20 protein-coding genes and 1 other annotated feature are annotated in these 23,242 nt (G+C 38.4%); of the genes, 18 read left to right on the top strand and 2 right to left on the bottom strand.

Features of this window, described 5'->3' with window-relative positions; translation table 11 throughout:
- Nucleotides 1–9: 9 nt before the first annotated feature.
- The 13 genes from MOK21_RS04430 to hemL all read left to right on the top strand — a co-directional run bounded on the left by MOK21_RS04430 (nucleotide 10) and on the right by hemL (nucleotide 12,962).
- On the top strand, nucleotides 10–291 hold the full coding sequence (locus tag MOK21_RS04430) for a BMC domain-containing protein (protein ID WP_249072761.1): 282 nt from the start codon (nucleotides 10–12) through the stop codon (nucleotides 289–291).
- Nucleotides 292–294: 3 nt separating this feature from the next.
- Entirely contained in the window at nucleotides 295–1,104 is an 810-nt protein-coding gene (pduL, locus tag MOK21_RS04425; RefSeq protein ID WP_249072760.1) for a phosphate propanoyltransferase, read from the top strand.
- Nucleotides 1,049–1,921, top strand: a complete 873-nt coding sequence (locus MOK21_RS04420; protein ID WP_249072759.1) for a hypothetical protein — start codon at nucleotides 1,049–1,051, stop codon at nucleotides 1,919–1,921. Before pduL ends, MOK21_RS04420 begins: the two co-directional genes overlap by 56 nt.
- A gap of 2 nt (nucleotides 1,922–1,923) precedes the next feature.
- Nucleotides 1,924–2,190, top strand: a complete 267-nt coding sequence (locus MOK21_RS04415; protein WP_249072758.1) for a EutN/CcmL family microcompartment protein — start codon at nucleotides 1,924–1,926, stop codon at nucleotides 2,188–2,190.
- Nucleotides 2,191–2,248: 58 nt separating this feature from the next.
- On the top strand, nucleotides 2,249–3,382 hold the full coding sequence (gene ald / locus MOK21_RS04410) for an alanine dehydrogenase (RefSeq protein WP_249072757.1): 1,134 nt from the start codon (nucleotides 2,249–2,251) through the stop codon (nucleotides 3,380–3,382).
- Between the two features lie 100 nt (nucleotides 3,383–3,482).
- The gene (mdh, locus tag MOK21_RS04405; protein WP_249072756.1) at nucleotides 3,483–4,430 is read left to right on the top strand and encodes a malate dehydrogenase; all 948 of its coding nucleotides are present in this window, start codon (nucleotides 3,483–3,485) and stop codon (nucleotides 4,428–4,430) included.
- Nucleotides 4,431–5,021: 591 nt separating this feature from the next.
- The gene (locus tag MOK21_RS04400; RefSeq protein WP_249073031.1) at nucleotides 5,022–5,804 is read left to right on the top strand and encodes an MBL fold metallo-hydrolase; all 783 of its coding nucleotides are present in this window, start codon (nucleotides 5,022–5,024) and stop codon (nucleotides 5,802–5,804) included.
- A 577-nt stretch (nucleotides 5,805–6,381) separates the two neighbouring features.
- Entirely contained in the window at nucleotides 6,382–7,746 is a 1,365-nt protein-coding gene (gene hemA / locus MOK21_RS04395) for a glutamyl-tRNA reductase (RefSeq protein ID WP_249072755.1), read from the top strand.
- Nucleotides 7,747–8,162: 416 nt separating this feature from the next.
- Nucleotides 8,163–8,990: a cytochrome c biogenesis protein CcsA gene (gene ccsA, locus MOK21_RS04390; RefSeq protein WP_249072754.1), complete on the top strand. Its 828-nt coding sequence runs from the start codon at nucleotides 8,163–8,165 to the stop codon at nucleotides 8,988–8,990.
- Nucleotides 8,991–9,008: 18 nt separating this feature from the next.
- Entirely contained in the window at nucleotides 9,009–9,941 is a 933-nt protein-coding gene (gene hemC / locus MOK21_RS04385; protein WP_249072753.1) for a hydroxymethylbilane synthase, read from the top strand.
- Complete coding sequence (locus tag MOK21_RS04380; protein WP_249072752.1) at nucleotides 9,931–10,692, top strand: uroporphyrinogen-III synthase; 762 nt, start codon at nucleotides 9,931–9,933, stop codon at nucleotides 10,690–10,692. Before hemC ends, MOK21_RS04380 begins: the two co-directional genes overlap by 11 nt.
- Nucleotides 10,689–11,669: a porphobilinogen synthase gene (gene hemB / locus MOK21_RS04375; protein ID WP_249072751.1), complete on the top strand. Its 981-nt coding sequence runs from the start codon at nucleotides 10,689–10,691 to the stop codon at nucleotides 11,667–11,669. The genes MOK21_RS04380 and hemB overlap by 4 nt, the downstream gene beginning before the upstream one ends.
- On the top strand, nucleotides 11,670–12,962 hold the full coding sequence (gene hemL, locus MOK21_RS04370) for a glutamate-1-semialdehyde 2,1-aminomutase (protein ID WP_249072750.1): 1,293 nt from the start codon (nucleotides 11,670–11,672) through the stop codon (nucleotides 12,960–12,962). It abuts the gene before it with no gap.
- A 319-nt stretch (nucleotides 12,963–13,281) separates the two neighbouring features.
- Here the strand turns inward: hemL and MOK21_RS04365 are convergent, their stop codons facing one another.
- Nucleotides 13,282–13,977 carry a VC0807 family protein gene (locus MOK21_RS04365; RefSeq protein ID WP_374110105.1) on the bottom strand — a complete coding sequence of 232 codons (696 nt, stop codon included), beginning with the start codon at nucleotides 13,975–13,977 and terminating at the stop codon, nucleotides 13,282–13,284.
- Nucleotides 13,978–14,768: 791 nt separating this feature from the next.
- Here MOK21_RS04365 and MOK21_RS04360 point away from each other — a divergent pair.
- The 5 genes from MOK21_RS04360 (at nucleotide 14,769) to MOK21_RS04335 (ending at nucleotide 22,751) form a co-directional block, all read left to right on the top strand.
- Complete coding sequence (locus tag MOK21_RS04360) at nucleotides 14,769–15,215, top strand: SRPBCC family protein (protein WP_249072748.1); 447 nt, start codon at nucleotides 14,769–14,771, stop codon at nucleotides 15,213–15,215.
- A 383-nt stretch (nucleotides 15,216–15,598) separates the two neighbouring features.
- Nucleotides 15,599–16,489 (top strand): valyl-tRNA synthetase, encoded by an 891-nt coding sequence (locus MOK21_RS04355; RefSeq protein ID WP_249072747.1) that lies wholly within the window; start codon nucleotides 15,599–15,601, stop codon nucleotides 16,487–16,489.
- Nucleotides 16,490–16,758: 269 nt separating this feature from the next.
- Nucleotides 16,759–17,038, top strand: a binding site (T-box leader).
- A 125-nt stretch (nucleotides 17,039–17,163) separates the two neighbouring features.
- Entirely contained in the window at nucleotides 17,164–19,809 is a 2,646-nt protein-coding gene (locus MOK21_RS04345; RefSeq protein WP_249072746.1) for a valine--tRNA ligase, read from the top strand.
- 399 nt (nucleotides 19,810–20,208) lie between these two features.
- Nucleotides 20,209–21,498: a bifunctional folylpolyglutamate synthase/dihydrofolate synthase gene (locus MOK21_RS04340; RefSeq protein ID WP_283164602.1), complete on the top strand. Its 1,290-nt coding sequence runs from the start codon at nucleotides 20,209–20,211 to the stop codon at nucleotides 21,496–21,498.
- Nucleotides 21,498–22,751: a bifunctional folylpolyglutamate synthase/dihydrofolate synthase gene (locus MOK21_RS04335; RefSeq protein WP_249072744.1), complete on the top strand. Its 1,254-nt coding sequence runs from the start codon at nucleotides 21,498–21,500 to the stop codon at nucleotides 22,749–22,751. The genes MOK21_RS04340 and MOK21_RS04335 overlap by 1 nt, the downstream gene beginning before the upstream one ends.
- Before the next feature lie 68 nt (nucleotides 22,752–22,819).
- Here the strand turns inward: MOK21_RS04335 and MOK21_RS04330 are convergent, their stop codons facing one another.
- Nucleotides 22,820–23,236 carry an SRPBCC family protein gene (locus MOK21_RS04330; RefSeq protein ID WP_249072743.1) on the bottom strand — a complete coding sequence of 139 codons (417 nt, stop codon included), beginning with the start codon at nucleotides 23,234–23,236 and terminating at the stop codon, nucleotides 22,820–22,822.
- Between the last annotated feature and the right edge of the window lie 6 nt (nucleotides 23,237–23,242).

Below are 23,242 nucleotides of genomic sequence, written 5' to 3'. Positions count from 1 at the left end.
GAATAAACAATGAGTGGAGAAGCTTTAGGAATGATTGAAACAAAAGGACTAGTAGGTGCAGTGGAAGCAGCTGATGCGATGGCAAAAGCAGCAAACGTAAAGCTTATCGGCAAGGTACATGTCGGCGGAGGACTTGTAACTGTAATGGTGCGTGGGGATGTTGGAGCAGTAAAAGCTTCAGTAGATGCTGGAGCTGCTGCAGCTGAAAGTGTTGGTGAATTAAACTCTGTTCATGTGATTCCGCGTCCTCATTCCGATATCGAGTTAATTCTTCCGAAATTGGAAGGATAACGTATGGTACTCATTACGGAATCCACCCTACGATCTATGATAAAAAAGGGAATTCCTAATCCTTTCATTGTTAGAGAGGGTGATAAGCTGACTCCTGCAGCCGTAGACTATCTTCGCGACAGACGAATTCCGATACAGGATATGTGTCTTGTTAAAACGGGCAAAACATCTGCCTTCAGCGGGGAAAGCCTGCAGATTCCTGTCGGGGTTTCCAACCGGCATATTCATTTAGCCGCTGAGGATGTTTCAGCACTGTTTGGTGAGGGTTATTCATTAACACAGTTACGAGAATTGTCGCAACCTGGTCAATTTGCGGCGAAGGAGCAGGTGTCTCTTGTTGGACCTAAAGGAATTATTCAACATGTAAGGATTCTTGGTCCTGCTAGAGAAGAGACACAAGTAGAAATTTCCAATACGGATGGATACCAGTTAGGGATTTATCCGCCAGTTCGCTTGTCTGGTTCTATCGAAGGCACCCCGGGGCTTACGCTAGTGGGCCCAAATGGGTGTGTTTCATTACAAAAGGGTGTGATTGTGGCAAAGCGCCACATTCATATTTCTGATATAGATGCACAAAAGTATGACCTTAAACACGGGGATTGTTTGTATTTGCAAACAGAAGGAGAGCGCCCAATCATTTTTACAGATGTTATGGTCCGAGTTCATCCAAATTATCGTTTGGATTTTCACATCGATATGGACGAAGGTAATGCAGCAGGGCTTAAAACAGGTGACATGGTCAAGTTAATCGGGAAAAATGGAGTATTTTTTAATAGAGGGGGTGAGGGAAATCGATATTCGCTCGATGGTTGAATCGGTTGTCCATGAAGTCATCCAAACAATGAAGCTGGAAAAGGAAAAAGAAAAAGTAGGGAAAGTTCTTTTTATATTTTGTGACAGTTCAGCCCACGAACCATTTGCAGATCAGTTCATTCAATTAAAGAATGCTGATATTGGGTATGATTTATTGTTTTTAGATGGAGAAACATCCTCGTGGCTCGGCATGCAGCGAGTGGAATCAACCGGCTCAGAACGTATAATAGCAGCCGATGAGCATTCACCAGCTGCCATTGAACTGGCAAAGGATTATGATGGGATCATTATTCCGGAAATTGATTTAGATAATGCTGCTAGGGTTGCGTACGGTTTGAAGGGAACGATTAAGTCAGAGGTAATTTTCTCTGCACTTATCCTTGGGAAGTTTATTCTGATAGGCGCTGATACCCCAGGAATCAAACGGGCTGATCGTCGAACATTAAAAACACTCAGTCTGCCATCGCCGTTTAAAAAACGGTTTGAGGAATATGTTAAGTTTATGACCGGACTTGGCATTGAGTTTAAGGCCCAATTGGGATTAGCAGATTCTATTGTACAAAAGTTTCATCATAAGATTGAGAAAAAGAAGGTTTTGGGGGCTTCGACCGTGGTGGGGAGTGAAGACAATCAGGCTAATGTGAATGGAAATGTGATTTTTAACAAGAAACTTCTAACACCAGAATGGATTCATGCGCAGCCTGATTTCCCTAATTCTACTGTGTATCTGCAGAAGGGAGTTATCATCTCTCCTTTAGCGAAAGATTTATTAAAAGAGAAAAAATTGATAGTTAAGTTTTTCAAGAAGGATGAGTGACGATGCTGATTGCAAAAGTAGTGGGAAGTGTCTGGGCAACACAGAAAGAAAAAGGGATGGAAAACATCAAACTACTGATTGTCCAACCAATCAATCTTTCTAAAGAGCCTGTTGGAAATTCATTGGTAGCGATGGACCGGATAGGAGCCGGGTTTGACGAAATGGTGCTGATTGCCCAAGGCTCACTGGTCCAAAAACTAGTCGCAGACAAAAACTCCCCTATTGATGCGGCTATAGTCGGTATTATTGATTCATTTGAAGGGGAATAGAATAAATGGTGTTAGGTCACCAAGAGTAGAGTCATAGTTGACGGGAGGCGGAATTACTTTGATTATTGGTGTTCCAAAAGAGATTAAGAATAATGAGAACCGCGTTGCAATAACCCCTGCAGGTGTGGTTTCGTTTGTGAATTCCGGACATAGAGTGCTTGTTGAAATGGGAGCTGGTGCCGGCTGTGGATTTACAGATGAACAGTACGAAAATATGGGTGCAGAATTGATTGAAAAGGCAGCGGATGTTTGGGCCGGAGCTGATATGGTCATGAAGGTGAAGGAGCCCCTTCCAAGTGAATATGGATATTTCCGTAATGATTTAATTTTATTTACGTACCTGCATTTAGCAGCTGAGCCGGAATTAACGGAGGCCTTAAAGGAAAAAGGTGTACTTGCAATCGCTTATGAAACCGTTTCCGATAACCGGACACTTCCGCTTCTTACACCGATGAGTGAAGTAGCTGGAAGAATGGCAGCGCAAATTGGTGCGCAATTTTTACAAAAAACAAACGGCGGTAAAGGAATTCTACTTTCCGGTGTACCAGGTGTAAACCGCGGCAAGGTAACAATCATCGGAGGTGGTGTCGTTGGGACAAACGCAGCTAAAATGGCCATCGGTCTGGGAGCAGATGTCACAATAATCGACTTAAGTGCTGACAGACTGCGTCAATTAGATGATATTTTCGGTAACCAAATTAAAACATTGATGTCTAATCCGTATAATATCACGGAAGCAGTTAAAGGGGCAGATCTTGTAATTGGTGCCGTGCTAATTCCAGGTTCTAAGGCACCAAAGCTTGTTACTAAGGAAATGGTTGAAAAAATGAATCCCGGTTCGGTTATTGTGGACGTGGCTGTTGACCAGGGGGGAGTTCTTGAAACGGTTGACCGAATTACTACACATGATCAGCCAACCTATGAAAAATATGGGGTCATTCATTATGCGGTTGCCAACATGCCTGGGGCGGTACCAAGAACCTCTACCACTGCCTTAACAAACGTGACCATTCCATTTGCCATGCAAATAGCTAATAAGGGTGTGTACAAGGCTATACTTGACAGTGAACCATTAAAGCTTGGTGTTAACACAGCTAATGGGGAAATTACGTATCAAGCTGTAGCTAAAGATCTTGGATATCAATATGTTCCAGTTGAAAAAGCGTTAGAAAAAGAATTGGCAAGTGTATAGAGGGACGAAACTAGGGAATCGGGTTAACCTGATTCCTATTTCTTTCAAGGAAGCAGGATGAATTAACGGGTTCAGCCCATTCTATGAACGGAGGAGAAAAATGACTTTTAAGCGCAGAAAAATTGCCGTTATTGGAGCAGGCTTTACCGGAGCAACCGCAGCTTTGATGCTAGCTCAAAAAGAACTGGGGGATGTGGTTATTGTAGATATCCCATCACAAACCAATCCAACTAAGGGAAAGGCGCTTGATATGCTTGAGGCAAGCCCGGTTCAAGGGTTTAACGCCAATATTACAGGCACCTCCAATTATGAAGATATTCAAGATGCGGACTTGGTGTTAATCACTGCTGGTCTTCCAAGGAAGCCAGGGATGGGCCGTGATGATTTAGTTTCTATAAACGAAAAAATAATGGTTGAGGTTTCGAAAAATATCAAAAAGTACGCACCTAACAGCTATATAATCGTGTTAAGTAATCCGGTAGATGCAATGACGTATGTTTGCTTTAAAACAACAGGTTTTCCTAAAAACCGTGTCATCGGTCAATCAGGTGTCCTAGATACAGCGCGATTTAATACATTTGTTGCCCAAGAGCTAAATGTATCAGTAGAGGATATTACCGGTTTTGTCCTAGGCGGCCATGGCGACGATATGGTTCCTTTAGTTCGTTACTCTTATGCAGGAGGAATCCCGCTTGAAAAAATGCTTCCGCAGGAAAGAATTGACGCAATTGTGGAAAGAACCCGCAAAGGCGGTGGGGAAATTGTAAAATTGCTTGGAAATGGAAGTGCTTATTACGCCCCTGCAGCTTCAATGGTTCAAATGGCTGAAGCCATTTTAAAAGATAAGAAACGGATTTTACCATCGATTGCTTATCTTGAAGGTGAGTACGGCTACAACGACCTATATTTAGGTGTGCCAACTATTTTAGGTGGCAGTGGAATTGAAAGTATCATCGAAATTCCTCTAACAGCGGAAGAGAAATGGGCGCTGGATCAATCTGTTCAATCCGTCCAAAACATTATGTCAATTCTAGTTGCGGCAAAATAATAAAATAGTGCATAAACATAAAGGCTAACTTAGTAAGCGAAAGTGAAAACTATTCTAAGTCGGCCTTTTTATTTGAATTTAGATTAATGGCTTCAGGCACCAAGTGCGGGGTGTGTTATTTGGTATTCACCGATTATTTATGAGAGTAATAGATTTATCTAAAATACTGCATTTAATTAATAAAATAAAACATGATTGGTATGGTTGTTAATGAAATAATGGTCGATAGCACTGTTGTAATGGTTCCTAACTCTTCGTGGGGTTGATTTCCATTCCGGTGGGCGGCCGCTTCGCTTTCGCACAGAGCAAAGCTTCCTAGGGAGTCTACGAAAGTGCAGTGTTAACGTAGCGGTAGCGATAGGATGATGGTCACATTCGCTTTAAGGGGAGTAGTTACAGAATTATTTTGTTTGGTTTCTACACTTAAATAGCAAGGGATATGAGAATACCATATCGAATAAGAAGATATGGCGTTTACCGATGATAAAACGAACAGTAAACTTCAATAATTTGCTTTTCCTGCTTAGATTAGTACATAAATCAATACTTTAAGTAATATTAAAAGTTATACTCGTATTTTAGGGGGGGATTATAGTTAAGGACTCGTGGTTTACAATTCAGGAAATCGATAATGTAACATTTGCAATTAGTGAGTATGGGCATTGGGAAAAGGTGCATTCATTTCTATTGATCGGCAATAAGAAAGCAGTTCTTATTGATACAGGTCTTGGAATTGATAATATCAAACGCATAACGGATCAATTAACTGATTTACCGATTGTTGTTTTAACAACTCATGTGCATGCTGATCATATTGGAAGCCATGGGGAATTTGAAAATGTTTATGTTCATGAAGCTGACTCAGATTGGTTAACTAATGGTATTAAAGGATTGACTATAGAACAAATAAGAAGAGATATTAGTAGAGATATAGCAATTCCAACTCCAAAATCATTTAATCCAGAAACATATAAACCATATCAAGGAACCCCAACTGGATTATTACAGGATGGTGATGTGATTGATTTAGGGAACAGAGAATTAATTATTCATCATACCCCTGGGCATTCTCCAGGTCATATATGTGTTTTTGACAAAACAAACGGATATTTATTTACTGGTGATTTACTTTATGATGGGGCACCTATCTATGCTTTTTACCCTTCGACTAACCCTCTTGACTTAGTTGATTCCTGGGAAAAGATATCAACGATTCCGTGTGTCACAAAAATTTATGGTTCACATCATACATTAGGTCTTGAACCAAGTATCTTACAAGAACTCGTAAGCGCAGTTAAGGAACTTAAAGAAAAGAATCTAGTGAAGTTTGGAACAGGTATTCATCAATTCAAAGGATTTAGTGTACGGTTTTAATTTTATGATGGAGATCTAAGATCACCGCACTCCTTAGGAGGCGGTGATTATTCATTATATAAATAAATTGAAGTTGGGAATGTTACCTTAAAAGATATTTTGAGGTGAGGATAAATGAACAGTACCATTCCTTTCTTCTTAGTTTCATTTTGTGCGTTTTTATTAATAACATTACATGCATGCATCTGCAAAGGGTAAACCTAGTCTTTAAGAGTAAATTTAGCCTGTTAAAGATAATTTAATAATTCTATTGTAAAGGGATTCACACATAGTTTTGTGTATGAATCCTTTTTGCTCTTTGGTAGGTGGATGTCGATAAAATTCAGAAGTTGGGTGATAAAATATGAAAGTTAATCGATAAAACTCAAAAGTTGGATGATAAAACGGAAATCCATCACACGTTATGCCAGATTTTAAATTTGAAACCGAATGTATAATTTGTTACACTTAGTTTATAATAATTCTAATGTAGATGACGAATTACAGTTCTTCATGACATGTTCACAAATTATTGATGAACTCGTGTCGAACTGTGCTATAATGAGATTTGTTAATTAGAACGTGAGAGGTGTTATTCATGCATACCATCGTAGTAGGCTTGAATTATAAAACGGCGCCAGTTGAGATACGTGAAAAGTTATCATTCATAGAGAGTGAACTACCACAGGCAATGGAAGCGCTGCAAAAGCAAAAAAGCATATTGGAAAATGTTATTGTTTCGACATGTAATCGTACGGAAATTTATGCAGTAGTTGATCAATTGCATACTGGACGTCATTTTGTAAAACAATTTTTAGCAAACTGGTTCGACTTGCCTGTGGAGACATTTTCTTCGTATTTAACAATTCGTGAAGAAGATGAGGCAATCGAGCATTTATTCAAAGTGACAGCTGGAATTGATTCGATGGTACTTGGCGAAACTCAAATTTTAGGACAAGTAAAAAAAAGCTTCTTAAATGGACAAGAGATTGGAACAACAGGAACGGTATACAATCAGCTATTTAAACAAGCAGTGACATTTGCGAAGCGTGCACATAACGAAACGGCTATCGGTGAGAACGCGGTATCAGTCTCTTATGCAGCAGTTGAATTAGCGAAGAAAATTTTCGGGTCTTTACAACGTAAACATGTAGCCATTTTAGGTGCCGGAAAAATGGGAGAACTTGCTATGGAGAACCTTTACGGTAGCGGTGTAGGGAAAGTAACCGTTATTAACCGTACGTTCGAAAAAGCAGAAAGTTTGGCAGCTAAATTTGACGGTGAAGCAAAATCTATGAAGGAACTACAATGTTCGTTACTTGAAGCGGATATTTTAATTACGTCTACAGGTGCAACAGATTATGTGATTGACTATGAATTGATGCAATTTGTTGAACGTTTACGTAAAGGTAAACCATTATTTATGGTAGATATTGCAGTTCCACGAGATATTGATCCACGTGTTGGAGATTTACCAAATGTTTTCTTATATGATATAGATGATTTACAAGGCATCGTCGAAGCCAACTTAGCAGAACGTGAACGTGCTGCTGCTGATATTTCTTCGATGATTGGTAAAGAGGTTGTGCAATTTAAAGATTGGGTCGCCACTCTTGGTGTTGTCCCTGTCATCTCGGCTTTACGTAAAAAAGCGAATCATATACAAGAAGAGACAATGATTAGTATCGAGAATAAAATGCCGGATTTAACGGATCGTGAACGTAAAATTTTAAGTAAGCATACAAAGTCGATTATTAATCAATTGTTAAAAGAACCAATTTTACAAGCTAAGGAAATGGCAAATTCACCAAAAGCAAATGAACAGTTACGTTTATTCCAACAAATTTTCGGTATAGAGGATGCTGTGGAAGCTGAAGTTACTGCGATGACAGAACAAGAGCTTGAACGCAAAGAACGCTTACAGTCGTCACAATCTTCCGCTGAACCAAAGTATTCTTTCTAACTTCTTTCAGCATGTGTTTTTGTAGCGAAAGCAAAGCGTCAGCTACAAATCTCCCACCTCTATAGGTGGTGAGATGAATGCAGGTTAAAGTTACTTTTCAGCGGGTGTCCGAAACATCCGCTGAAAGAAGTTAAAGCCTCCGGCGGATGTCACAGAATCGGAAAAGAGTTCTTTGTGCTAGCACAAAGCCGATTCCGGACGTAATTATGCCAAGGCATAATTGATAGATGTCTATGTGTTCGCGGTGCAACTTTAGAAAAGTTGTCCTTCGAGCTTTTTCCCGCGAACGAGATTTTCTATTGATATTAAATGAGGCGTTTTCGTATCTGTATGGTAAACTAAGGATACGAAAACGTTTTTTTTTCTAGGCTAAAGTACACTGCTTTAGCACTTTCAAAATAAAGAAGGGATGTCTATTGGCTGATTTGACAATGACAAGGCTCTATGAAGTAATGATCGTCTTGTATGCGATCAGTCTAGTATTTTACTTTACTGATTACTTTTATAAGCAAATTCGAGCAAGGCGAGTTGCTTTTTGGCTTGTTTCATTCGTATGGGTATTTCAAAGTGCCATTATACTATTAACTTTTGTGGAAACGAAGCGTTTTCCGATTTTATCCTTGTCTGAAGGGATTCTCTTTTATTCCTGGCTGCTCGTGACTTTATCTATTATTTTGCACTGTATAGCACGAGTCGATCTACCGGTATTTATTATTAATATACTAGGATTTTTATTCGCTAGTATTTTTACTTTTATGCCGAAAAGGTCAACAGGAATCGTTAGCGATACTTTAATTTCGGAATTGCTTTTTATTCATATATCATTTGCAATTTTATCGTACGCAGTGTTTTCGTTAACATTTGTTTTTGCGATATTGTATTTAGTATTATATCGTTTGCTTAAAAAGAAAAAATGGTCGCATTTATGGACAAGATTGCCATCATTACAGCAGACGAGTAACTGGATGAATGTTTCATTTTACATTGGTATTCCAGTGCTATTTGTAAGTTTAGTTTTAGGGTTTGAATGGGCACTACTAAATGTAGAGAGTCTTTCGTTTTTTGATGCGAAGATTATAGGGTCCTTTATTATTTTAATTTTGTATTGCTTTATCTTGTATGTGAATCGTAAGAGTAAGCTAACAGGGACAACTTACGCATGGGTACATATATATGCATACCTATTAGTTGTTGTGAACTTCTTTTTAGGAAGTAGTTTATCACGATTCCATTTATGGTATTAGGAGAGAGGTTGGAGACTGTTGAGAAAAATTATTGTAGGTTCTAGGAGAAGTAAGCTAGCTTTAACTCAAACAAATTGGTTTATCAATGAGTTAAAAGCAGCTGGTGTACCATTTGAATTTGAAGTGAAAGAAATTGTCACAAAAGGCGATCAAATTTTAGATGTGCAGCTATCAAAGGTAGGTGGTAAAGGGCTTTTCGTAAAAGAAATTGAACAAGCACTTTATGACAAAGAAATCGACTTTGCTGTTCATTCTATGAAGGATATGCCTGCAGTATTGCCAGAAGGATTAGTGATTGGTTGCATTCCACCTCGTGAAGATGCGCGTGATGCATTTATTTCAAAAGGACATGTGAAATTTGCCGATCTTCCGGCAGGAGCTGTTGTTGGGACAAGTTCTCTTCGTCGTAGTGCGCAACTTTTAACAGTCCGTCCAGATATAGAAATTAAATGGATTCGCGGAAATGTAGATACACGCTTAGCTAAACTTGAAACTGATGAATACGATGCTATTATTTTAGCAGCAGCAGGACTAAAACGCCTTGGCTGGAGCGATGATGTAGTTACTGAGTTTTTACCTGTTGAGGATTGTCTGCCAGCAGTAGCGCAAGGCTCTTTAGGTATTGAATGCCGAGGAGACGACACGGAACTATTAACGGAATTAGGCAAGTTAACAGATCGTATTACATGGCAAGAAGCACATGCAGAACGTGCTTTCTTAGCGGCTATGGATGGCGGCTGTCAAGTACCTATCGCAGGATATGCAAAGTCAAATGGGGAAGAAATTACATTAACTGGCCTTGTTGCTGCACCAGATGCTTCAGTTGTTTACAAGGAAACAGTTGTGGGCACTGATGCGGAAGCAGTTGGGAAAGAGCTTGCTGAGATTTTAACGGAGCAAGGTGCTTTTGAATTAATTCAACGAGTAAAGGCAGAGCAAGATGCAAAATAATTTACCTTTAGAAGGTAAAACTATTATTTTGACAGGTTCATCTAAGACGACAACTATAATAGAGGACATTACAGCTTTAGGTGGACAGGCAGTAATTGCCCCGTTAATTGAAACTTGCGAGCTTATCGATAAAAACGATGATGTGCAATTACAGAATGCGCGTCAATTTGAATGGCTTATTTTTACGAGTCAAAATGCTGTAGAAGCTTTTGCCAACAAGATGCTCCGATGTCATGTAAGTGTAGAGCATTTTCAAGGGAAAATTGCTTCAATTGGTACGAAAACCACTGCAGCCTTAGAAAAGCTAGGATTTCGTGTGAGCTTTATGCCTTCTATATTTAGTGCAGATGTTTTTGTTCAAGAATTTCCTAGTGTAGCAGGTAGCAATCCTACATGTCTATTTATTCGTGGAGAGAAAGCGAAAAAGACATTGAAGGAAGGGTTACCCTTTACATTGAAAGAATGGACAGTTTATGAAACGATTGAGCGACACGATTACAAACAATTGATCATTGAATGTATCCTTGCGAATAGCGATGTCACAGTGATTTTTGCTAGCCCTTCCGCTGTTGATGTCTACGCCAAGGATGTGGCTTCGGTAATTGGTTGGGAAGCGGTACATGTTGCAGCAATCGGTCATATTACAGAAGCAGCTATTTTAAATCACGGTGCGATTGTGGATGTTATGCCGAGCGTATATACCATGCAAGCAGTCATCGAGGAAATAACGAAAGTAGGAGAAAGAAAATGACAAAATTACAATTTCAAAGACATCGTCGTTTGCGTGCAAATGCTGCAATACGATCAATGGTAAAAGAAACATACTTACACAAAGAGGACTTAATTTATCCAATTTTCGTTATGGAAGGCGAAAATATTAAAAACGAAGTACCTTCTATGCCAGGAGTTTTTCAATTTTCGTTAGATAAACTTGAGGCTGAGATTGATGAAGTTGTTACTTTAGGAATTCCTGCGGTTATTTTATTTGGCTTACCTGCAGAAAAAGATGCAGTTGGAACTGGTGCATTCCATGATCATGGTATTGTGCAAGAAGCAACACGTATGATTAAAGCTCGTTATCCAGAGCTTTTAGTCATTGCAGATACATGCTTATGTGAATTTACAGATCATGGTCATTGTGGCTTAATTGAAGGCGATCAAATTTTAAACGATCCTTCATTAGATGTTTTAGCGCGTACGGCAGTATCTCAAGCAAAAGCAGGAGCGGATATCATCGCTCCATCTAATATGATGGATGGATTTGTGGCAGCTATTCGTGCGGGTCTAGATGAAGCAGGCTTTGAAAATGTTCCGATTATGTCATATGCCGTGAAATATGCATCTAGCTATTACGGTCCGTTCCGAGATGCAGCTGATGGTGCACCTCAATTTGGTGATCGCAAATCATACCAAATGGATCCTTCGAATCGTATGGAGGCATTCCGTGAAGCGGAGTCGGATATTGAAGAAGGTGCAGATTTCTTAATCGTGAAGCCAGCTCTAAGTTATTTAGACATTATTCGTGATGTGAAAAATAACTATACATTACCTATTGTTGCATACAACGTTTCTGGTGAATATGCAATGATTAAAGCAGCAGCTATTAACGGCTGGATTGACGAGAAAAATGTAGTGCTTGAAACGTTACTTAGCATGAAACGTGCAGGCTCAGATTTAATCATTACGTATCATGCTAAAGATGTTGCACGTTGGTTGGAGGAGAAATAAATGACACGTTCTTACGAAAAATCAAAACAAGCATATGCTGAAGCAATTAACTTAATGCCAGGTGGTGTAAGTAGCCCAGTACGTGCATTCAAATCCGTAAACATGGATCCAATCTTTATGGAATCTGGTCACGGTGCGATGATTAAAGACATTGATGGCAATGAGTATATTGATTATGTATTATCATGGGGACCACTTATTTTAGGGCATTCTCATCCAGAAGTTGTACAAGCAATTGCAGAAACAGCAGCGAAGGGCTCTTCGTTTGGAGCACCAAGCTACACAGAAAATCGTTTAGCCAAATTAGTGTTAGATCGACTACCTGGTATGGAAATGATTCGCTTTGTTTCTTCTGGTACAGAGGCTACGATGTCTGCTTTACGCGTAGCTCGTGGTGTTACTGGCCGCGATAAAATTTTAAAATTTGAGGGCTCGTATCACGGTCATGGAGATTCGTTGCTAATTAAGGCTGGCTCTGGGGTAGCTACACTAGGTTTACCTGACAGCCCTGGTGTTCCAGCGGATATTGCACGTAATACATTAACAGTAGCGTACAATGACTTAGAAGGGGCTAAACTAGTCTTCGAAAAGTTTGGTACAGAGCTTGCGGCAGTAATTGTTGAGCCAGTCGCAGGAAATATGGGGGTTGTCCCTCCACAACCAGGCTTCCTACAAGGTTTACGTGAATTAACAAAGGAACATGGGACATTGTTGATTTTTGATGAAGTTATGACAGGCTTCCGTGTTGATTATGGTTGTGCACAAGGTTATTTTGATGTAACACCTGATATGACAACATTAGGTAAAGTTATTGGCGGTGGACTTCCTGTTGGTGCATTTGCAGGGAAAAAGGAAATTATGGAGCAGGTAGCACCAGCGGGTCCGATCTATCAAGCTGGAACATTGTCAGGGAATCCATTAGCAATGACAGCAGGCTTTGAAACATTATCACGCCTTGATAGTAACTCTTATGAATACTTCCAAAAGCTTGGGGATCAATTAGAGGCAGGTTTCCGTGAAGCCGCAACGAAATACAATATTCCGCATACTGTAAATCGTGCTGGTTCAATGATAGGTTTCTTCTTTACGAACGAGGATGTTATTGATTTTGATTCAGCAAAAACGTCAGATTTACAATTATTTGCTGAATACTTCCGTCTAATGGCAGAAGAAGGTATTTTCTTACCGCCATCTCAATTTGAAGGTTTATTTATTTCTACGGCACATACAGAAGAGCATATCGCAAAAACAGTGGATGCTTTCCATAAAGTATTTGCTCAATTAGCAAGATAACACGAGTGTGAATTAGTAACCACTTCTTATCAATTCTAACATTTGATAAGAAGTGGTTTTTTGTATGCTTCTAAAATTTGCAAATGAGGATTTTATTGCAGATAGACGATAAGTAAGTCTTAATACATCAACTTGTCCTGTAGATTTTATATACCCATTTGCTGGTGTAGCAACCTGAGTAGAATGAATTTCCTATGAGTGCTTCCCATGATACACCGTGGTCATTGGAGGTAGGCTAACGGAACCATAGTTGGTCGGCCTTCCTCTCCAAGCCGTAATTTCAATAAAAGCCGTTATTTAGGAGAGGAAAAAGAATCTTTTATTCAACAGTTGCGTTTGATTGTTGGAGAGATAGATTATTGTTGTCTTGTAATTGATTTTGTTGCATAGCAAAAAAGTTTCGTACGGGGACATTTATATAAAAGAACATACTTATAATGAAAATCGAGAAAGCCCACCCTGCGATTTGCTTATATATCAACATGCCACCATAGCCATCAATTCCATATTTATTGAGTAGGTATACTGTTAATCCTGCCATAAAAAGCCCTCTGATAATGAAAATAACCTGAATAAATTGAAACCATTTAAAGATTCCTTTTTGAAAAAATAATGCTCTGCTGTCCATTCGTGCATAACCTTGCAAATATACAAAATCAACAGCAATATATAAAGAAAGAGGACGCTTAATCAATAGCGTAACAATATAAAGAAATGTATAAAAGAGACCTAGATATACACCATTCCAAATCATTTGCTCTGCTGACCCTGATAGTAAATTTACTGTCGTACCTAGTGTTAGTGAACCTAAAATTAATAAGCCAGTAATGTTAAATTGCTTATCTAAAATAAAGCGGTAAATGGTGTAAACAATCCCTGGAATGGTTGAAATCAGCATTGCTGTATAATCACCTAAAGGCTCTCTTCCAAAATTCCATATAACATAAGGTAATGCCACATAAAAAATCAACTCGAATAAAATTAATATTTTGTTTGAACGTTGTTTTTTCACCATATTCCCCTCCATTTATCTATATTCAGCTTGTACCTTTTCATACTTGTAGATAAACTATATAATTTTGCTCAATAGTTGAACAAGCTAAAACATTTTTCTTAAACTAAATCGCTGCGTTTTTAACTGAATAATCAGACGTTTTATTCTATAAATATTAGGTAATGTGAATTGTATGACTAACGAGAAGGATTTACTGTTACAAATAAAACCAACTGGGAGAGTAATAGCAATTTATTTTTATAATAACAAATCTCTCCTTACTAAACTTATTTAATTTTTTAAGTAAACTGCGCTGTTAGTTGAAAGCATCAGATAGTCTTTAATATTTTATTTGTTTAATTTCTCTCATTTTTCATTGATCCCAATTTTATCCATACTTGCTTGTCCTGGATAACTCTCTTTTATTGCGTTTGTCCAAATAAAAACTTACTTTTAAAGATTCAATGTCATTCGTTGAAAACCATATTGCATCTGGTCTTTGTGGTCTTCGTTTCGAATTTTATGATAAGTTATTCACTAAATTCCCGCTTTACTTCAATAAAAACGGCATTATCCTTCTTGAAGAATAGCCCTCTGATAATGTGAGTTTTAATTAGAGTAGATGAAATGGTTAATCAACACACTGTGCAATATGCCTTTATCTGCAATGGCTTCTATGTTTGCCAATTAAGTTACAATGAATTGTTATCGCTTGAAAAAAATTTTATTAAAATTATAACTTTCAGCATAGCCAAATTGTGGGCGAAATCGTATATAATAGAGCTATTCGTAAAAGAAAGTAGTGAATTGATATGGCAACAGGCACACATATGGTCGAAGTACCCGTAGGAATTGAAAATGTATGGGATTTCGTCAGTGATATGGAAAAATGGGCAAAGCTTGTCCCAGGTTATAATGCACATGAGATGATTGATGAAAAACATTCAAATTGGACGTTTAAAGGCAATGTGGGTGTTCTGAAAAAAACAGTACAAGTAGAGATTACTATTTTAGAATGGGCGGCTCCTACAAAAGTAACATTCGAATTAAAAGGAATTTCTGATAACTTTTCAGGAAACGGTTATTTCCTAGCAGAAAGTATTGATGCAGAAAATACAAAAATGACAGGCTTCTTGGAAGTAACAGCCGGGGGATTAGCTGGTCCTGTTTTAAATCCAATCTTTAAGCCAATCGTACCAAAAGCAACACAAATGTTAACAGACCGTGTAGCAAATAAAATTAAATTGGTGAATGTATAACGCTGTTAACTTCTTTCAGCGGGTGTTACGGAATCGGAAAGGAATGCTAAAGGGGATATTAGCCTAAATCATCGCATCCATGTGACAAGCCGATTCCAGACGCCATTATGCCGAGGCATAATTGATACAAACAGTAAAAAGGCATGCTAGAAGAATTTTTCTAGTATGCCTTTTTTGACTCGCTGTGGGGGTTGTTACTGTTATGTGTCTGTGCTTTTTCTTGGGGCATCCGATAAACCGTTCTCCTTGGACCAATACAAAATCCAAACGCATTGTTTTTCTGAGTGAAAGTCTGTATTGATTAGCCACCACCTAGCATACTATCCTTCGAAACTTCATATGATGCAAGGGGAGGGATTATTATCGAACAGAAAACTTGGAATATGAGTGAAACTTTTTGTTTTCCTGGTTATGGCTGCCCAACTGAAATAGCAGCTGTACAAATTAAACCGCGTTGGCAGACGAAGCAGTTAGAAGATTCTTTACGATTAATGGGTATTTATCATATTACGGCACATGTTCGCTTTGATTTTCAAGACATGCAAGCTTTCATGGATGATGAAGAATTAGTACAAATCGATGCGCTTGATATTCAAGGGGATACTGGTTATTTTGAGTATGCAGTTCCGTTAAATGTGGATTTACCAAAGGATGCAGCTATTGAAGATTTAATGGTAAAGGATATTCGACCTATATTAACTAATCAAATGTGTCAGCTCGAATGGACAGTTACAAGTACTTTTAATGAACCTGAGCCAGCACTCGAAAAAGCGCATGTTTTAGAAAAACAGCCGATCGCTGTCAATGCCTCAGCTCAGATAGAGAAGCAAGCTATTAAAGAAACATCACAGGTAAAACAACCTGCAGATGTAGTAGCATCGATTCAAGAAGAAAAGCCAGTAGATATAGTAGCATCGATTCAAGAAGAACAACCTGAAGTTGTAGCGGTTTCGGCACAAGTAGAAAAGTCTACAGCAGCAGTTTCTTCACCTCAAGAAGAAAAATCTGCAGTTGTAACAACATCAAAGCAAGAGGAAAAATCAAAGGTTGTTACATTTGCTGCTCAAAAGGAAAAGTCTGAAGCAATAGTAGCCTCAGACAAAAAAGAAAAGCCTGCACAAGCTGAACAAAAAACAATGTTGAAGGAATCCTCTAGTCATATTGCAGTCCGTGAATCTAGCTCTTGGCAGGAGGTTCAATCGACGATCTGGGATTTAACGGAAGACTATACACCGCTAAAGGTTCGTGTTTCAAATGACTTCATTCAAAAGTAAATAGCATAGAAGTAGCAGGAGTAATAAGATAATAAAATCTCCAGATGTAGGAATGATGATGACACGTATAAACTGAAAAACACAAATTGGAACAATTATCGTTTTGCAATAAAATCGAAATTGTCGTAGCCAAGGTGGTAAAAGCCAAGGATTATACTTACGTCGACGCATTTGAATTTTCACTTCCTTTTCTAGTAGTGCTTCCTAAAAAATGACTAAATCACTTGAAAAATTCCACGATTTTGCGGTACAATGTGAAAAAGTCGAATATAGATGCTATGACAGGGAAGAGTAAATTATTAGTACATTTTAAGAGAGGAAACGGTAGCTGAAAAGTTTCTATTTGTACCTAATTGAATGTAGCCCTCGAGCAGCTTTAGTGAACTAACAGTAGTTAAAGCCGGTTAAACACCGTTACCGAATTGAGAGCCAGTAGAAAAAGGCTTAAGTAAGTAGTACATTTTTTTTCTGATGAAATGTGTGACAGCTTAACTCGCCTCTGCTGGAATTAAAGGTGGTACCGCGAACTTAAACTCCTTCGTCCTTTTAGACGTTAGGAGTTTTTTTTATTTTCATTAATCTTCTGGTAAATGACCTATATCTGAGTCATCAAAACAGAATGATTGGTACGATCTCACACCGGTAAAATTATGAAGTCAACAGGAGGAGTCAAAATGACAGAAAACATTTCAATGCCTACAAAATATGATCCGCAGTCCATTGAAGCGGGTCGTTATGAATGGTGGTTACAAGGGAAATTTTTTGAGGCGCAGCCTACAAGTGAAAAAGAGCCTTATTCTATTGTTATTCCACCACCGAACGTAACAGGTAAATTACACCTTGGCCATGCTTGGGATACAACATTACAAGATATTTTAATTCGTATGAAGCGCATGCAAGGCTATGATGCACTTTGGTTACCAGGAATGGACCATGCAGGTATTGCAACACAAGCAAAAGTAGAGGCTAAACTACGAGAAGATAATATTACACGTTATGATTTAGGACGTGAAAAATTCCTTGAAAAAACATGGGAATGGAAAGATGAGTATGCTGGACATATCCGCGATCAATGGGCGAAGCTAGGTCTTGCATTAGATTATTCTCGTGAGCGTTTTACACTTGACCAAGGTCTTTCCGATGCGGTTAAAACTGTGTTCGTTCAATTATATGAAAAAGGCTTAATCTATCGTGGCGAACGTATTATTAACTGGGACCCTGCTGCAAAAACAGCATTATCAGATATTGAAGTTATCTATAAAGATGTGCAAGGTGCATTCTATCATATGAAATATCCATTAGCTGATGGATCAGGCTATGTGGAAGTAGCAACAACACGACCTGAAACAATGCTAGGTGACTCTGGAGTAGCCGTTCACCCGAAAGATGAGCGCTATCAACACTTAATCGGCAAAACGGTTATTTTACCAATCGTAGGTCGTGAAATTCCAATTGTAGCAGATGACTACGTTGATATGGAATTTGGTACTGGGGTTGTAAAAATGACACCAGCACACGATCCTAATGACTTTGAGGTTGGTAACCGCCACAATCTAGAACGCATTCTTGTCATGAATGAAGATGGTACTATGAATGAGCTTGCTGGCAAGTATAATGGTATGGATCGCTTTGAATGCCGTAAGCAAATCGTAGCTGATTTACAGGATGCAGGCGTGCTAATTCGTATTGAAGAGCATACACATTCAGTAGGTCACTCTGAACGTTCTGGTGCTGTTGTAGAGCCATATCTTTCAGCTCAATGGTTCGTAAAAATGCAACCACTTGCTGATGCTTCACTTGCTCTTCAAAAAGATGAAGAAGGCCAAGTAAACTTCGTACCATCTCGTTTCGAAAACACATATTCTCGTTGGATGGAAAACATTCGTGACTGGTGTATCTCTCGTCAGTTATGGTGGGGTCACCAAATCCCAGCTTGGTATCACAATGAAACAGGTGAAATTTACGTAGGAAAAGAAGCACCAGCAGATGCAGAAAATTGGACACAAGATGAAGACGTATTAGATACATGGTTCTCTTCTGCACTATGGCCATTTTCTACAATGGGTTGGCCGGATGAGACAAATGAAGAATATAAACGTTACTATCCAACAAGCACGCTTGTAACTGGTTATGATATTATTTTCTTCTGGGTTTCTCGTATGATTTTCCAAGGTCTTGAATTTACAGGTCAACGCCCATTCAAAGATGTATTAATTCATGGTTTAGTACGTGATGGTGAAGGACGTAAGATGAGTAAATCACTTGGTAACGGTGTAGACCCTATGGACGTAATTGATCAATATGGTGCCGACTCATTACGTTACTTCTTAGCTACTGGATCATCACCTGGTCAAGATTTACGCTATACAACTGAAAAAGTAGAAGCCGTTTGGAACTTCTCTAACAAAATTTGGAATGCCTCTCGTTTCGCTTTAATGAATATGGAAGGTATGACATATGATGAAATCGACTTAACTGGTGAAAAATCAGTTGCCGATAAATGGATTCTTACTCGCTTAAATGAAACAATTGAACGTGTAACATCTCTTGCAGAGCGCTACGAATTTGGTGAAGTTGGCCGTGAGCTTTATAACTTCATTTGGGATGATTTCTGTTCTTGGTATATTGAAATGGCGAAATTACCGTTATACGGTGAAGACGAAGCAGCTAAGAAAACGACTCGTTCTATTTTAGCGTACGTTTTAGATCAAACTATGCGTCTATTACATCCATTCATGCCATTCATTACGGAAGAAATTTGGCAGCACTTACCTCATAAAGGTGAATCAATCACAGTGGCAGCATGGCCAACTGTACGTGCGGATCTTCATTTTGCAGAGGAAGCAGACAATATGAAGCTCCTAATGGATATTATACGTTCGGTACGTAATATTCGTGCGGAAGTTAATACACCAATGAGCAAAAAAGTGCCGCTATTTATTTCAGCGAAGGATGCTGCAACGGTTACAGTACTTGAAGCCAATAAAGCATACTTAGAAAAATTCTGTAATCCAGAATCACTAACAATAGGAGAAGGTTTAGAAGCTCCTGGTCAGTCAATGACAGCAGTTGTAACTGGAGCTGAGCTATTCCTACCGCTTGTTGGACTTATTAATCTGGAAGAAGAAATTGCTCGTCTTGAAAAAGAATTAGAAAAATGGGCAAAAGAAGTGAAGCTTGTAACTGGTAAATTATCAAATGAGAAATTTGTATCTAAAGCGCCGGAAGCATTAGTAAATGCGGAGCGTGAAAAATTAGCAGATTATGAAAGTAAACATGCAGTTGTTTTAAAACGTTTAGAAGAATTAAAAAATATGTAATTCGAGACAGCGGATGGCAATAGTCATCCGCTGTTTTTCTTAATCGATTAGTATGAAATTAAATTAGGTGTGTTGATAAGGAATAAATAGGTTTATTTTTGAGTGTTAAAAGGATTTTTACATAGTAGACGTTTTAACAAAAATCATCCGCAATTTTTGGTGATGAACCTTTTTTGGTGCTATTTTGCTAATATATTCCTATTTTTTACTGATTGTAGTGGAGGGCTACTCAACTCCCGCTGGAAAGCGAGTAGCCCGTAGCGGAAATCAGTGTTTTTCTGCGTGTTTTTTTACTTTCATTCAATGTAAAAGTAAACAATAGTTTTTTTAGAAATCTATGTGTATTGGGCGCTACTTGTACTAAAATAGAGATATTGCAGTGAAGAGGGAGTGTTTCGTTTGTTTAAAACGATGAAAGAATGTACAGATTTTATTTTTACGTTAAAGGCAGTTGATCATAAACGTGCACCGCTCGTATTGATGCGAGAGGTATTAGCACTTCTTAATAACCCACAGGACAGGCTACGCGCTATTCATTTAGCAGGCTCAAATGGAAAAGGGTCTACAGTGAATGCTCTAAGAGAAATGCTACAACATGCGGGCTACAAAGTAGGCGCCTTTACTTCACCTCATTTAAAACGTGTGAATGAACGTATGACTATTAATGGAATTCAAATTTCTGATGCGCAATTTTTACACTATATGAACAGAGTTTTTGAGATTATAGAGACACATTATGAAGGTGAATTTCCGAGTTTTTTTGAAGTTGTAACACTTATTATGTATCAATATTTTGCGGATGAAGAAGTGGACATTGCATTGATTGAAACGGGACTTGGTGGACGTTTGGACGCTACGAATGTCATTACGCCCCTAATTTCAATTATCACAACGATTTCACTTGAACATACTGCGTTTTTAGGAGATACGTTAGCAAAGGTGGCATTTGAGAAGGCGGGAATTATTAAAGAAAATGTACCTATTATAGTGGGGGTTAAAAGTGAGGAAGCACTTACTGTTATCAGGGAGGTAGCAAAGGAGCGTCATGCCCCGTGCCTTGTTTTAGGGAAGGACTTTACTGTTGAAAACATTGAACAAGGCACTACGATTCAACGCTTTAATTACCGAAAGGATAATGCGGAGATGGTAGGTGTCCCATTAAAAATGGCTGGGCCTCATCAAATGAATAATGCCAGTCTTGCGATTACGGCGATCCTAACGCTAAGAGAGAATGGGGTCATTGATATTTCAGATGAGTCAATCCATCAGGCTTTGGCAAAAGCTCAGTGGGCAGGCCGATTTGAGCAGTTACCTGGCAATATTATATTAGACGGAGCACATAATTCTGAAGGAACGAACGCACTCATTCAAACACTTAAAACGGTCTATCCACAGCAAAACTATCGATTTATATATGCGGCATTATCGGATAAAGATCATGCGAAAAGTATTGCTATAATGGATAGTATAGCTACATCAATTGCATTTACACAAATTGAGCTACCAAATGCTATGCCTGCAGACCAATTAGCTGCATTATCTACAAATGTGAACAAAGAATATAATGCAGATTGGCGTGAAATGGTGCAAACGATACTACATCAAAGAAATAAAGAGGATGTTATCGTTATTACAGGATCCTTGTATTTTATAGCTGAAATACGACAATGGCTACAGGGGGAACAATGATGATTCCAAAATTGAATCACTTTAAAGAAAAGTGGAATGTTCAGAGTGATGATGTGATTATACCTGGTTTGACTGCGATTGAAGAGGCGTTAGCAAGAGTAGGTAATCCAGAAAATAAATTGCAAGTCGTACACATAGCCGGGACTAACGGTAAAGGCTCGACACTTACATTTCTAGAATCAATCGCTAAAGAGCATGGCTTACGTGTTGGTAAATTTATGTCTCCTTGTATTTTAGACGTGCATGACCAAATTCAAGTAGAGGGTCAAGTGATTACAGAAGCGGAAATGAATCATGTATTTCAACAAATGCAGGCAGCTGAACTAAGTGGGAAACTAACAGATTTTGAACTTTTAACGGTTGCAGCTTTTTTACATTTTGCTGCAAGTAATGTAGATATTGCCCTTATTGAAGCAGGTATGGGGGGCTTACTTGATAGTACAAATGTAGTTACGCCAATTGTGTCAATCATACCGAGCATCGCATTAGAGCATACGAATTTTTTAGGAAATTCGATTGAAAGTATTGCTTGCCATAAAGCAGGAATTATTAAACCGAATCGTCCAGTTATTATCGGTGATTTACCGTTAGAGGCGAAGAATATAGTTTATCAGGAAGCTCAAAAAAAACAATCATCGGTACTTGAGCTAAATCATCAATTTTTTGTGCAACATGACAATGATGGAGAGAGCTATAAGCATAATGACAGAGGCATCAGTATTACAAAGCTTACACGTACAATGAAGGGTGCACATCAGGCGAATAATATGGCACTAGCAATTACAGCTTTTTTTGAAGTAGCAACTGCATTAGCGTTACAAGTTAGCGAGGAAGCGATTCAAAAAGCTGTAGAAAGTGCAAACATTTTAGGGCGTTTTGAAGAAATGATACCTTACGTTTTTTTAGACGGTGCGCATAATCCAGCGAGCGCTGAGAAATTGAAAGAAACGATTCAACATGAATTCTCAAATGAGCAGATTACTTTTGTCATAGGTATACTTGCTGATAAGGCTGTAAAAGAGATTTTGCAACAATTTGAGCAAGTAAGTGATTGTTTTTACTTTGTAGATTTTGACAACCCCCGTGCGATGGCCGCTCACAGCATGCTAGAGTTGTCCAACGCCTCGCACAAAGCAATATTAGAAGATTATGTACAATTTTTAAAACAACAGTCAGAAAACAAATCGAGAACGATTGTATCGGGTTCGTTATATTTATTAACGGAAGTACGTAGTAGATTAAAAATAAATTAGCATTTAGTTGAATGAACAATATATTGGCAGTAAAGATCAGGTACTCATAAAAATGAGTCCTGATTTTTTCATTTGGGTATTCTCTCTTTAAGTTCATCAAGTACTTTTTTCCAATATTTTTTCATTTCTTCTCTTACATTCTCATCAGAAAGTTTTTCTTGGTGAAAACTAATAGTTGTTTTATTGTTTGAACTCGGTATAAATCGAACTTGAACTGTTGATGCTTTTTCGCATCCTATCTTTTGCCAAGTAAGGCGAAGTTGCTGTAAAGGTTTGACTACGCGTATTTCTCCTGTACCAAATTTCGTAATATATTTCTGTCCCGGTTCAAGGATAATGTTCGTACTCTCTCCTAACCAGAAGTTTAATCCATCTTGTGAAGTCACAAGCTTCCAGGCTTCTTCTTGGGAAATAGGAAATATCCTTCTAACACCTACTTGGAATCCTACCGTTTTTGTTTGTCCTATAATTTTCGGATTATCCATCTTATT

Source organism: Lysinibacillus sp. BPa_S21 (assembly GCF_023337795.1).
Classification (GTDB): Bacteria; Bacillota; Bacilli; order Bacillales_A; family Planococcaceae; genus Lysinibacillus.
This window is presented reverse-complemented; position numbering and strand designations above follow the sequence as displayed.